The organism is Spelaeicoccus albus (assembly GCF_013409065.1).
GTDB lineage: Bacteria > Actinomycetota > Actinomycetes > Actinomycetales > Brevibacteriaceae > Spelaeicoccus > Spelaeicoccus albus.
Genome location: NZ_JACBZP010000001.1, coordinates 2,750,847 through 2,763,016, shown reverse-complemented (window position 1 = coordinate 2,763,016; position 12,170 = coordinate 2,750,847). Strand labels below are relative to the sequence as shown.

Below are 12,170 nucleotides of genomic sequence, written 5' to 3'. Positions count from 1 at the left end.
TTGACGTCTCCTGCAACAGCAAAGCACCTGATCAACGGCGAGTTTCTCGGCGAATCGAATAAGGAACGATATAATCCAGCTCGGCCCAGCAACGTGGCGGTACTGTCTCCCATTGGAACTCCCACCGACGTCGACGATGCAATCTCAGCAGCAGTAAAGGCACAACGCGCATGGGCGGCAAAGTCCGCACCAGCCCGCGGAGCGGTATTGCTCAAGGCAGCACAACTGCTAACCGAGAGGAAATCTCGGATCGCCGAAGACCTCGTCCGAGAGGAGGGCAAAACCCTCACTGAAGCACTCGGTGAAGTGGGTCGCGCGATCGGGGTCTTTCAATTCTTTGGCTCTCTCGGCTGGGGGTCGAGCGGCACAATCTATCCGAGCAGCATGCCCAACACCACAGTTTGGACTCGACGCGAGCCGCTCGGAGTGGTCGGCTTGATCACCCCGTGGAACTTTCCAATCGCGATTCCATCCTGGAAGACTGCTCCGGCGCTACTCAGCGGCAACGCGGTGGTACTGAAGCCTGCCGAAATCACCCCAATGTCAACCACGCACCTCGGCAATGCCCTGCAGGACGCCGGCCTACCCCCAGGCCTTTTCAATATCGTCCACGGACGTGGCAGTGTCGTCGGCGATGCAATCGCGAACGACTCACGAGTCGCCGCTTTGTCTTTCACCGGCTCAACACAGGTCGGGCTGAGTTTGCAGCAGACGCTAAATGCCCGGCGGGCACGCGCCCAGCTCGAGATGGGCGGAAAGAACGGCGTCCTCGTGCTCGACGATAGCGATCCGCACAAGGCGGCGCAGGTGGTAGCGGCTGGCGCATTCGGGCTCACCGGGCAAGCGTGCACCGCCACCTCCCGCGTGTACGTGACACCCGGTATCCGCCAGGCATTCCTCGACGAACTCGAAAACCTTGCCTCCGAGTACCAGCCCGGTGACGGACTGGACGAAGGCACGCGGATGGGCGTCGTTGTCAGCGAATCGCAGCTGGAGCAAGACATTACGGCCGTCCAAGAGGCCGTTGAATCTGGCGCCAAGCTCGTTCGCGGTTCAGCCGAGGCCGACGGGATGAAGTTCAACCCGGTGGTCGCGACCGATGTTGAACACGATGCTCCGATTGCGACCGACGAAATATTCGGTCCCATCGTCGCGGTACTTGACGTCTCCGACTACGAAACCGGTCTCGATGCACTCAACAACTCCCGGTATGGACTCACCGCAGGAATCTGCACCGACAGCCTCGCGCACTCAACTGACTTCGCGACACGCGTCCAAGCAGGGGTCGTGAAGGTCAATCGCGCGACTTCGGGCCTCGACCTGCACGTGCCGTTCGGCGGAATCAAGGACTCGTCGTCGAACACCTTTCGTGAACAAGGACACACTGCGATGGACTTCTACACCTGGGAGAAGACCATTTACACGGGGCTCGAATGAACGACGAGGCTGTAACGTTATCGGCATTGAGTCAAGCTGACGTCAATTTGCGCCAACTCGCATCCGACCTATTGCTACGCACTCATGATGGTGTGAAACACCGAGTGGCGGCGGCCGCCCGCGGCGAATCGGGGCGCTCATACCTCGGAGTAAACCTCGGCTCAAATCGCGTAAACATCTGCGCTGAACCGAGCGCACTCGCAAATGCCGCCATTGCCGGAGAAGCCGCAATCGAGACTATTGTTGCGGTCGGGATGGGCACCAACGACGTTCCACAGGTAATCAATCCATGTGGCGTCTGCCGAGAACTCATACCCAATTTCGCACCGGCAGCAAGGATCATCGTCAACGACTGCGGCGACGTGCGACCGGTTCTCATCGACGATTTGCTGCCCATCCCGTGGGTTAGGGCGCGCAATTACGATTAGCACCATGGCGGAGGCCGCGCGAGTATACTCGCGCGGCCTCTGTGAACTCAGTCAAGTTGGCCGTCCCGATCGCTTCGTTGCCTGCGCTCTTCCTGTCGAAGTGGGCCAGACTGCTGATGGCATCCACCAATTTCCGCACACTCAGTCCGAGTCCTCTTACTTTATGGTCGCTTCAAGGGGTCTGATTGTTGGTTACGATAATGGAAATTATCGTAAGTAATCCGCGACAAATCGGCCGCCTGGCGCAAGCGTTGGTAGAGTCACCGGTACTGTGAATCCCGATCAGCAGCGGAACGTAGAACTGACCCAATCAGATGCACCAGCACCGATCGCCGTAGCCCGCGCGCGCCGGGACATCACGACCAGCGAATACCGCGCACTCGACGCCACGGCAGCTCAATCAACCTCGACTGCGACAAAACGCGCCTATATAGCGGATTGGCGACGATTCACCACGTGGGCCCGAAATCGCGGACTAACGGAGTTGCCGGCCACCCCGGACGTTATCGGCGTGTACCTCAACGAGACGGCGCAGATCCGTAACGGCGCCGGGGCGTTTGCCTACACTGTGTCGACCCTCACCCGCTGGCTGTCGGCTATCAACCAGGCCCATATCGCGGCTGGATACCGGCGTCCCGGGGACGACCAACGGCTGACCCACATTATGACCGGGATTAGACGCTCACGCGGTAGCCACCGCCAGCGCCGCATGGCCCCACTCCTGACCGACGACATCCGTCACATCGTCGAAACGATGGACTATTCGACCTGGCCCGAAGCTGTCGCGGCATTTCGGGACGCAGCGGCCATACTTCTGGGCTTCGCTGGCGCCTTTCGCCGTTCGGAATTAGCCGAGCTCACGGTCGGCGATATCGCCTTCGATCGCGCAGACGGTCTGCATATCCGCGTTCATCGTTCAAAAACCGATCAGGAAGGGAAAGGCTTGGTCAAGGCCATCCCATACGGACGCTCCCCCATCACCTGCGGGCCGTGCGCATTCCAGCGCTGGCTTTCGCTGCTCAACGCGGCTGAAACCGGCACTCGGGCAAACGTGATGGCTAGCGTTGACGCCAACGATCCAAGCTGGCACGTCTGCCGCGGCCGCAGCCCTGGGTACCCGGTCGACGACCGCCCACTATTTCGCCCGGTTACGAAAAGCGGTTCCGTTGGAGACACTCCGCTCAGCGACCACTCGATCAACCAGCTCGTGAAAAGCCGCGCTGCCGCCATCGGTTTTGACCCTACCTTGTTCGGTGGCCATTCGCTGCGTTCCGGGTTCGTCACCGAAGCCTTCCGACGGGGCCAGGATTCCCGTACGATCCGCAAACAGACCGGCCACCGAAGTGACTCGATGCTGGATATATACGACCGCGACAACGCACCGATGCACAACAACGCAGCCCAGAACCTTGGACTGTGAACATGACAACCCGCAACGCAACCAACGGGGAGTGGGAGCTCTTCGCAGACTGGTGCCAGGCCCACCACGAACGCGCCCTACCAGCGACGTTGGACACCGTCGATCGATTCGCTCACACTGTCACCGGCGCGCCGTCCACCATCAAACACCGACTCTGGTCCATCGCCTCCGCGCATGCCCGCGCCGGCTTCGACCTCGAACTTGTCCGCCCTTCTCCCCCGGTTGCTTGGCGCAGCGGTGACGGTCGGCCGACTGCCGGCCAGGCTCTCGCCAAAATTCCTATTCACGGCTGGACAAGCGGCTACCGCGGTCGGCGTGTTGATCGTTGCCATCGGCGTTCTTAGCTTCTCGCGGCGCGAGACGATCGAACTGACCTCTGGCGATGTCACCGTCGACGGCCAAGACTTCTACCTCGCTGGACATGCCATTCCCCGCGAGCAAAGTCCGGGTGCGTGTCCTTCGTGCGCGGTTGCCCGCTGGCTGCCGCTGTTAAAGGCCGTGGAGTCGTGGTCGCGTGCCGATGCCCAAGCAATCGTGATGACATCGCCGAGCCCAACCGCCGGTGACTGCACCGAACATTGCTGCCGGCAAGCCACGGGATCCCGCTGGCCCAAGCACGTTCTGCTGTTGCCCAGTATCGATCGGTACGGGTATGCCGACGACGCGCTGACACAACGAGCCGTGTCGGAGATACTGTCCAGCAAGCAAGCCGCCACGCTCGACAGTGCCCCGGGCGCCGGTCCCGTCGCCGAACATCTCCTCGACTCCGACCGAGGCCGGTTTTCTGGCTATTCGATGGACGAACTGGTCGCTGCTCTCGACGACCTCGACAACGCCGCTGAGCAAGCTGCTCGTGAGTCCTCGGAAGTGCTCAACGTCGCCATGACGATGGCCACCTATATGACGAGCCTCCAGACTCCAGACCGAAAATCATCAGGCGAGCCCGCTCAGAGAGGAACCTATGCGCCATCCACAGATTCATGAGCTCCTGGCCGCGAACATCCGGACCCAGCGCACCCACGCGCACCTTTCCCAAGCGCAATTGGCCGAACTGTCCGGTGTCGATCGGAAGACGATCAACCGCATCGAGACAGCCCGGATTTCTGCGCGCATGGATGTGCTGGCAGCTATCGCCGAGGCGCTTAATACGACTGTCGAGGAGCTGATCAGCACGGACTGACACCGTCCACTGTAGAGATGCCTTCGAGTTTGGATGCGACACGCCGTATAGCTTGCACAAATGCTCGCTATCGTCGGAGCGCGTGAAAAGTACCGGTTCAAATCAAACGTGGCATACATAAACTTGGTTGCCCTCTCTGTCAACGCGGCGGGATCAGCAATGCCATAACGGGATGGCGGGCTCAAACGGCGATGAAAGAGTTCGTCACCGGCTGCCGCCGCTCGGAGACCGATGCATCGCCATTAGTCGCTCCTCATGCGGGGTCTGATGGCTTGGCTCGGGGCGAGGATCCGTTGGCTGCGCTGCTCGTGGGAGTGGTGGTCGCTGATCGCGATTCACGCAAGGCGAGGACCGCGACGCAAAGCGCGATGAGCATAAAGGTTGCGACCAGGTCGTAGGTGGTTCCGACGGCCTTGGCCAGGGCGCCTTCGGTGCGGTCTCTGACTGAGTTGCTGAGGTTGAGCATGGCTTCGAGGCCGCCGTCGTGCAGTGCGACCACGTTATTGTTGGCGTTGACGGTCAGGGCAGCGCCTACGACTGCGACGCCCAAGGCGCTGGCAAGTTGTTGGAGCAGCGCCAACAAGGTGGTGCCGTTGGGGGTTTGGGTGCCTTCGAGGTCGCGAGTCGCGAAGGTCATGGCAGGCTGGAGGGTGGCGCCGGCACCGATCCCGACGACCACGGCAGCGCCGGCGAGCATCGGGTAGGACATGTCTGTTGTCACGGCCAGGAGCAGCAGGACCGAGCCAAGCAGACCCAGTGTGACTCCGATCAGCACGATCTGGCGCGGGCTAATGCGGTCGACGGCTCGGGTGGCGATCTGCAGGGTGAGCCCGGTGGCGATTGCCTGGGGGATGACTAGTAGGCCGGCGGTCAGGGCGGAGTCGCCGCGAACGCCTTGGACGACGATGGGCAAGATCGACATTCCGCCGAAGTAGGCGGCGCCGAAGCAGAACAGCACCCCGCTGCCGGCCGCCAGGGGTCGGTATCGCAGCAGTCGGAGGTCGAGCAGTGGGTGGCGGGTCGACAACGCGCGCCGGACGAACCCGACCAGCAGCGCGGTTGCGGCAAGGAGCGTCGCGCCGATGGTCGGTGTCAGGGTGCCGTCTTGGCCGACCATGGTGCCAGCGAGGACGAGTAGGACCGCTCCGGTGGGCAGCAGGATCAGACCGGGCAGGTCGAGCCGGGCGGTGGGCTCGGTCTGCTGTCGGGGCACCACCGCGCGGCACAAGATGATCGCGGCGATCCCGATGGGAATGTTAATGGCGAAGATCCACCGCCAGGACGCGGCGTCGATCAGCCATCCCGACAGCGGAGGCCCGAGGACGGGGCCGATGACCACCGGCAGGCCGAGCAGTGCCATCATCCGACCCCGCCGCTGGCGCGAGACGGTGCGCAGCCCGATGGCCTGACCAACGGGGTTGAGTAGCCCGCCGCCGAGGCCTTGGATGATCCTGAAGGCGATCAACGAGCCGATATCCCAAGAGAAGACCGAGCCCAGCGAGGCAAGGGTAAACACGGTAAGCGCGAGCAGGTAGACTCGACGGGCGCCGAACCTGTTGGCGGCCCATCCGGCGGTCGGGATCACCGCCACGATCGCCAGCAGGTAGCCGGTGGTGATCCACTGCGCGGTGGGCAAAGTGGTCTGGAACTCGGCGACGATTCGGGGGATCGCCACGATCGTCACGGTGGTGTCCAGCACGACCAGCAAGCCACCGAGAGCCAGGGCCAGTCCGATCCGCCGAGCGGAGCCGAGCCCGCTACGCTCATCCTCGGTGCCGGTGCCGGTGCCGGTGGGAGTGGGAGTGCCAGAGCCAACGATGTTGCGTGGTTTCACGTCGAAGTGCCCTCACGCACGCGGCATCGGACGATGGCCCAGTCGACCACCTCATTGAACATCCGAGTGGCGAGGTCGGAGTATCGTGATCCCATCTCCGTCGAGACCATGTTCAGGTTTTCAAGACCGCGGGGGCGAAGATCTCATCCACAGCCCATCGACGCTTCGACAGCCCCTGCTCGAAGTGGTATCGGAGGAAGGTGTCGGTCGCTGCTCGGTTGGCCTTGACTCCGTAGGCCCACCAGTCGCCGCCCTTGACCGCTCGATTCTGCTCAACGAGGTCGTTCATCCACGGCACCATCACGTCGACGAAATTCGTGACCCGACCGAGTTCCTGAGCTCCGATGGCCAGAGCCTTCGATTCGACGAATGTGTCGTAGATGGCGCGAGCGAGGTGGGCGTGTTCGCGCCGGATGACCATCACGTGTGCCATGGGGACAATGCCCGTACGCGTGAGCCATTCGCGTTCGACGCTGACGAAGTCGGGGAAGAGGCGTAGCACGTGAGGGGAACCGTTCCGCATCGCTGCCGGTACGTTGCCCGAGACGAGCGCGTCGATCTCACCGCGTTCGAGCATCGCACCTAAGTCGGCGCCCTGCGCGGCGACGGTCACGTCGACGTCGGCCGGGTGCAGGAACGGGATGTAGTCGATTGGGTCGATCGGTCGCTCGAGGCTGCCGACGATCCAGCGACTCTGGTTGGGTCTGACGCCGAAGTCGTCCTGAAGGATGCCCTTGGCCCATACGCCTCCATCGTGCCCGTAGGTCACGAACTCGCCGATTGTCTTACCGACGAGATCTGTCGGGGTCGTGATCCCGCTGTGGACGTTGACGTAGATCGCCGAGTGCCGAAACGCCCGGGCTGGAAAGACGGGCAGGGCGATGAAGGGTGGGTCGTCGAAGTCGAGGCTCCGCAGGTAGTAGGTCAGCCCGAGCTCCGAGACGTCGAACCCGTGATCGCGCATCATCCTTTGGAAGATCTCGCTGGCGATCGTCGAGGTCGTGTGCTCGATGTCGAAACCCTTCATTCTGACGCGGCCATCGTTGATCCCCTGGAACTGGTCGTATTTAAGCGACCCCATCGTGAGCGTGGTCATCGCACAATCCCCTCTCGTAGTCGTTCCCAGTTACCGTGGGCAATGAGTTCACGGTCGGATTCCGGGATGTCGGCACCTTCGAGGAAGGCACGCGCTCCGTCTCGGGAAGTTTCTTCGAAGGGGTAATCCGTCGCGAACATAATTCGGTCGGCGCCGATGACCTCCGTCGCCCACCGCAGATAGCGCTCCGAGCGCATGCCACTCGGGGTGACGTAAAGGTTACGGCGCACGTACTGCCCCATCGACAATTCCAGACCGGCCATGGCGGCCAGGTGCTCGATCCGCTCCAAGTAGAACAGCACGAGCTCGCCCCAATGCCCGATCACGACCTGAAGGTCGGGGAATCGGTCGAAGACTCCGGCGAGGACGAGCCGAAGGAACTGCACGCCCGAGTCGTAATGCCATCCCACCCCGTGAGTCGCAAATCCGTCAGACACGGCTGCTCCGAATCCCGCGTAGTAGGCGTCCCGAACGGCGGCGGGCGGCGACTGAGGGTGAAGGTGCAGTGGTACCCGAAGGGCCTCGGCGGTTTCGAAGATCGGCCAGAAGTCCGGGTGGTCGAGATTCTTGCCACCGGTGCGCCCGAACAGCATGGCGCCATCGAGGCCGAGTTCGGCCACGGCGCGGCGAAGTTCCGTCGCAGCCCCCTTGCCTGACTGCGTGGCCAGCGCGGCGAGGCCTTGGAAACGGTCCGGTTTGGACCGCACGGTTTCAGCGAGCGTGTCGTTCGTGCCTGTCTGGAGCCGCACGGCGTCTGCTGCTGAAAGATTCTGTAGACCGGGTGTCGTCAGTGACAGCACCGCGACGTCAAGCCCCGTGGCGTCCATGACAGAAAGCCGCCCGTCTGCCACATCAAGTAGGAGGCGGCTGGTTTCGCCCTGCGACGCGGGAATGAAGGCGAGATCTCGCCCCGCGGGGTTCAGGGCGTGGCCCGCATCGAGGACGGCGGTGGTGACGAAGTGCTCTTCGAGGCCGACGATCCGTAGCGGAGTGGTGTCACCGGGCATCAGGTCTCCAGGACCGAGGGGGCGAAGATGTCCTCGCTGGTCAGAAGTCTCTTGGAGAGTCCCTGCTCGTAGTGGTAACGCAGGAAGGTATCGACGGCGGTGCGGTTCTTCGCCACGCCGTAGGGCCACCAGTCCTCACCCATTAGTTGACGGTTCTCGGCGAAGAGCTCGCTGAACCAAGGCGTCATGACCCGCATGTGCTGCTTTGATGCTTGGCTACGGTAAGAGGCGGCCTTGGCATCCTTCGCCTGCAGGAAGGCGTCGTAGATGGCCTTGGGCGCGTCCGGGTGATCAGCGAGGTAGTCCTTGCGAATCGCGACCACGTGCATCATCGGGAAGATGCCGGTCCGACGGTAGTAGTCACGCTCAACCTGTTCGTAGTCGACCCAGAGGCGCCGAACCCGCGGATCGCCGGCAAAGATCTCCTTCGGCACATCGACCGAGAGGAGGGCGTCGATCTCGCCCGAGAGCAACATCGCACCGAGGGTCTCACCATCTCCGGCGTGGCGAACCTCGACGTTCTCCGGCACCGGCTGCGGCACCCAATCGAACGCCGGGATCGGGAAGTTGGTGCCACCGATAACCCATCTGCTCTGATCCGGCGTGACCCCGAACTCATCGGCGAGGACGCCCTTCATCCACACGCCCGGATCCGTACCCCACAGCGCGAACTCCCCGATGGTCTTGCCGATAAGGTCCCGTGGTTTTTCGATGCCACTGTCGGCGCGCACGAAAACCGACGAATGGCGGAAGTTGCGGGCCGGGAAGATCGGCAACGCCAAGAACGGCGATTCATCGGTGTCCCACATCCGCAAGAAGTACGACAGGCCGAACTCGGCCGCGTCATACTTGCCGTCGATCATGTTCTGGAAGATGTCGGATGCCAGCTGCTCCGTCTGCAGGTCGGTATCAAAACCGGCAACCGTGACGCTTCCGTCAAACAGGGCGTCGGCGTGCTCGTAATGGGTAGTCGCCAGGGTCAGCTTCGGTTCAGTCATGAGTTTTTTTCCTTTCACATCGTTTCCGTAAATAACCATTCATTAACGATGGACCTTGCTATGCTAGAAGTCAAGGCGAATGAACAGTCATTTGCGGATTATTCTCAGGAGAACTTCATGCCTCGACTCACCGCAGGAAATCGAGAAGCGCGACGCGCCGAGATCATTGCTGCCGCGCGCCGGTGTTTCTCGCGCGACGGATTCCATCGGACGTCGATGCCCGATATTGCTGCGGAGGCCGGTGTGTCGACTGGAGCACCCTACCGATATTTCGCGAGCAAGGAGGAGATCATCCTTCAGGTCGCGGGCGACGCCTTCCGGGTCCTCCTCGTGCCACTCGAGGGACTCGTCGAATCCGGTGAAGCCGTATCGCCGGCGGACCTGGTGACGGCCGCGATCGAGCCGGCGGGTTGGTCGCAGGGAGTCGACGCGGCCGGGAAAATCGTCCCGGTCGACGAGCTCTTCCGATGCGCCGTCGGCGCCTGGGCGGAGCTGCTGCGCCACGAGGATCTCCGAGTAAGCGCAACACGAGGGTTCGAGGAAGTTCGTCAACAGATCGCCTCGACACTTTTGCGTGGTCAAGCCGCCGGCACGATAACGGATCAGATTAACCCGGACGGAGCGTCACGCGTCGTGATGGCACTGCTTCACGGATTCATTCTTCAACGCGTAGCCTTTGGTCTCGAGGACCTGGACGGCATCCGAGACGACGCCATGACGATCCTGCGGGGCGCCGGGCTTTTGCAGACCTGAGCCCCCTCCCCGCCGCTCATGCGAGGCCTCCTTGCGCACGTTCAGCGAGACGGTTGTTTCCGAGGGAAGTCGGCCCACTGGTGCACGACCAACTCCGTGTCAGCCTCGGCGGTGACTGTGACGGCGCTATGCCCGCCGAAGTGAGCGGGCAGGATCAGGGCGCCGGTCGCGGCGGCGCGGGCGAGAATTCGTTTCCGCGTTGCGCGGGCCTGGGTGGGTCGGAGGTCGAAGCTGCATCGCAAGTCGGGGTACAAGATTTGTAGCGGACTGTGCAGGAGGTCTCCGACGAACAACGCTCCGGCGCCCTGCTCGAGCATGACTGTCGATGATCCCACCGTGTGGCCGGGTGTGGATTCGAGCGACATCGGCACCCCGGGCAGATGGTGATCGGCGTACCAGAGATGCAACTGTCCGGCCTGCTCGATCGGGCGAATGCTGTCATCGAATACCAGCGCGATGCCGGCGAAGCGGCGGCGCTCGTCTTCGGTCTCGGGAGGGCGCATATTCTCCGCGTGATCGGGGTGAAAGTAATCGTAGTCGGCGCCCGGGACTATGTACGAAGCGTTGGGGAAGGTCGGCACGAACTGGCCGTTGACCAACCGAGTGTTCCACCCGACGTGGTCGTAGTGGATATGGGTATTGATCACCGTGTCCACGTCCTCGGGGAAGACGTCCACCGCGGCGAGTCGGTCGAGGAAGTCGGTGTGCAGATCGGCGAATGGCGGGATCTGCGGACGGTCGCGGTCGTTGCCGACACCAGTATCGATCAGGATGGTTCGTCCCGCGATGCGAACCACCCACGTTTGAATGTGGCACAAGTAGGCGCCGGTGGTCGGGTCCCAAAAATCCGGGGCAAGCAGCTCGCGATGGGCCCGCCACTGCTCGGGTGAACTCTCCGGCAAGATTTCGCCGACGGTCTTCAGTGCCCCGGACCACTCGACGACCCGAGTGATCGAAGCGTCTCCGACCTGGATAGTTTGAGCCATGGGGTAATTATTTCACGAGCAGGCGACGCGCGAATAATCATCGATGACGGTGTGCAGATAACACGTCCCGATCAACGCGTGTCCACGTTTGTTGCGGGGCCCCTTGGTGCGAACCGTGGTCGCTGACCGGTTCTTCTCACCTTGACGCCCGACGTAACGCCAACCGCCACCATCAGGGACCTTGCCGAGCTTTTTGACGTCGCCATGGATCATGTCACCGGGGTTCTCGTGCTCATAACGCCGGATCGATTCCCCTGTGGCTCTATCGATATGGGGGCTGTGTATTTGAAGGAGTTTCCAGCCTGACGCGCCGAACGGTTTGTTTGGGGGAAAGGTGCCGTGATGACCGCGACATTGAACAGTGTGAATCAGAAGAATGAGAAGAAGTCTGATCCGTCTGCTGAAGAGGCTGCCGCTATTAGGCTTGTCCGGATGGCCAAAGAGCAAGGACGGTCGTTAACGGGTCCTGACGGACTGTTGAAGCAGTTCACCAAGAACGTTTTGGAGACGGCTTTGAACGAGGAGCTGACCGAGCATCTGGGGCACGACAAGAACAGGGCACCTGAGGATCGTGATTCGGCCAACGTGCATAACCGGACGTGTCCGAAGACGGTGCTGTCTGGGGCCACTGGCCATGTCACGATCGATTCACACAGGGACAGGGATGGGACGTTCGAGCCGCAGATTGTGAAGAAACGACAACGACAAATAGCCCAAAGCTGACCGTTGCACTCGACCCACCCGCCGATCGGCTTCCGGTAACGGGCGGATGGAGCCTGAGCCTGCATGAACATCGCCGGCAAGCCTTGAGAGCACGTCGGCTCATATAGCCCTCGGTGGTGGGGAGGTTCGAATCTCACGCGCCATACCGTGCCGGGGTTCTCGGTGATCTCTCGATCGGGTGCGCTCATCCGACGAACGCGAAAGGTTTCGCGGCCGCGAGCACATCGGGCGCTCAAACCATAGAAATATGGCATCAAATCTATGGTGATCTGATAGTCATAATTGACTTGGGACGGCGTTTTGACCGA

Annotated in this window: 12 protein-coding genes and 1 pseudogene; 7 read left to right on the top strand and 6 right to left on the bottom strand. The window is 62.0% G+C overall.

All coding sequences use genetic code 11. From position 1 onward, the window contains the following. From BJY26_RS12840 to BJY26_RS12820, 5 genes are all read left to right on the top strand, one after another. Positions 1-1,437 (top strand): aldehyde dehydrogenase family protein, encoded by a 1,437-nt coding sequence (locus BJY26_RS12840; protein ID WP_179428637.1) that lies wholly within the window; start codon positions 1-3, stop codon positions 1,435-1,437. Continuing rightward, the gene (locus BJY26_RS12835; RefSeq protein WP_179428636.1) at positions 1,434-1,865 is read left to right on the top strand and encodes a cytidine/deoxycytidylate deaminase family protein; all 432 of its coding nucleotides are present in this window, start codon (positions 1,434-1,436) and stop codon (positions 1,863-1,865) included. The genes BJY26_RS12840 and BJY26_RS12835 overlap by 4 nt, the downstream gene beginning before the upstream one ends. 271 nt (positions 1,866-2,136) lie before the next feature. Continuing rightward, positions 2,137-3,285 carry a site-specific integrase gene (locus BJY26_RS19605; RefSeq protein ID WP_179428635.1) on the top strand — a complete coding sequence of 383 codons (1,149 nt, stop codon included), beginning with the start codon at positions 2,137-2,139 and terminating at the stop codon, positions 3,283-3,285. Between the two features lie 318 nt (positions 3,286-3,603). Next, positions 3,604-4,269 (top strand): hypothetical protein, encoded by a 666-nt coding sequence (locus BJY26_RS12825; protein ID WP_179428634.1) that lies wholly within the window; start codon positions 3,604-3,606, stop codon positions 4,267-4,269. Further along, complete coding sequence (locus BJY26_RS12820) at positions 4,247-4,465, top strand: helix-turn-helix transcriptional regulator (protein ID WP_179428633.1); 219 nt, start codon at positions 4,247-4,249, stop codon at positions 4,463-4,465. The genes BJY26_RS12825 and BJY26_RS12820 overlap by 23 nt, the downstream gene beginning before the upstream one ends. Before the next feature lie 253 nt (positions 4,466-4,718). Here the strand turns inward: BJY26_RS12820 and BJY26_RS12815 are convergent, their stop codons facing one another. The 4 genes from BJY26_RS12815 to BJY26_RS12800 all read right to left on the bottom strand — a co-directional run bounded on the left by BJY26_RS12815 (position 4,719) and on the right by BJY26_RS12800 (position 9,400). Next, the gene (locus tag BJY26_RS12815) at positions 4,719-6,299 is read right to left on the bottom strand and encodes a DHA2 family efflux MFS transporter permease subunit (RefSeq protein ID WP_179428632.1); all 1,581 of its coding nucleotides are present in this window, start codon (positions 6,297-6,299) and stop codon (positions 4,719-4,721) included. 112 nt (positions 6,300-6,411) lie between these two features. Next, complete coding sequence (locus BJY26_RS12810; RefSeq protein WP_179428631.1) at positions 6,412-7,395, bottom strand: substrate-binding domain-containing protein; 984 nt, start codon at positions 7,393-7,395, stop codon at positions 6,412-6,414. Then, the gene (locus BJY26_RS12805) at positions 7,392-8,402 is read right to left on the bottom strand and encodes an amidohydrolase family protein (RefSeq protein ID WP_179428630.1); all 1,011 of its coding nucleotides are present in this window, start codon (positions 8,400-8,402) and stop codon (positions 7,392-7,394) included. Before BJY26_RS12805 ends, BJY26_RS12810 begins: the two co-directional genes overlap by 4 nt. Continuing rightward, a complete protein-coding gene (locus BJY26_RS12800) occupies positions 8,402-9,400 on the bottom strand; it encodes an ABC transporter substrate-binding protein (RefSeq protein WP_179428629.1) in 999 nt (332 codons plus the stop codon). The genes BJY26_RS12805 and BJY26_RS12800 overlap by 1 nt, the downstream gene beginning before the upstream one ends. Here BJY26_RS12800 and BJY26_RS12795 point away from each other — a divergent pair. Then, a complete protein-coding gene (locus tag BJY26_RS12795) occupies positions 9,365-10,153 on the top strand; it encodes a TetR/AcrR family transcriptional regulator (protein ID WP_218852402.1) in 789 nt (262 codons plus the stop codon). The genes BJY26_RS12800 and BJY26_RS12795 overlap by 36 nt on opposite strands. Before the next feature lie 41 nt (positions 10,154-10,194). On the opposite strand, the gene BJY26_RS12790 is transcribed toward BJY26_RS12795, so the two are convergent. Next, entirely contained in the window at positions 10,195-11,139 is a 945-nt protein-coding gene (locus tag BJY26_RS12790) for an MBL fold metallo-hydrolase (RefSeq protein ID WP_179428628.1), read from the bottom strand. A gap of 21 nt (positions 11,140-11,160) precedes the next feature. Beyond that, positions 11,161-11,412, bottom strand: a pseudogene (locus BJY26_RS19145) (IS481 family transposase); the annotation flags it as partial. A gap of 69 nt (positions 11,413-11,481) precedes the next feature. Between BJY26_RS19145 and BJY26_RS12785 the strand changes: the two are divergent. Continuing rightward, positions 11,482-11,862, top strand: a complete 381-nt coding sequence (locus BJY26_RS12785) for a transposase (protein ID WP_218852401.1) — start codon at positions 11,482-11,484, stop codon at positions 11,860-11,862. Positions 11,863-12,170: the final 308 nt, after the last annotated feature.

Coding starts and splice junctions, on each gene's coding strand:
- BJY26_RS12795 (WP_218852402.1), top strand. CDS start 9,365: ATGGGTAGTCGCCAGGGTCAGCTTCGGTTCAGTCATGAGTTTTTTTCC.
- BJY26_RS12820 (WP_179428633.1), top strand. CDS start 4,247: ATGCGCCATCCACAGATTCATGAGCTCCTGGCCGCGAACATCCGGACC.
- BJY26_RS12800 (WP_179428629.1), bottom strand. CDS start 9,400: ATGACTGAACCGAAGCTGACCCTGGCGACTACCCATTACGAGCACGCC.
- BJY26_RS12785 (WP_218852401.1), top strand. CDS start 11,482: ATGACCGCGACATTGAACAGTGTGAATCAGAAGAATGAGAAGAAGTCT.
- BJY26_RS12805 (WP_179428630.1), bottom strand. CDS start 8,402: ATGCCCGGTGACACCACTCCGCTACGGATCGTCGGCCTCGAAGAGCAC.
- BJY26_RS12810 (WP_179428631.1), bottom strand. CDS start 7,395: ATGACCACGCTCACGATGGGGTCGCTTAAATACGACCAGTTCCAGGGG.
- BJY26_RS12790 (WP_179428628.1), bottom strand. CDS start 11,139: ATGGCTCAAACTATCCAGGTCGGAGACGCTTCGATCACTCGGGTCGTC.
- BJY26_RS12835 (WP_179428636.1), top strand. CDS start 1,434: ATGAACGACGAGGCTGTAACGTTATCGGCATTGAGTCAAGCTGACGTC.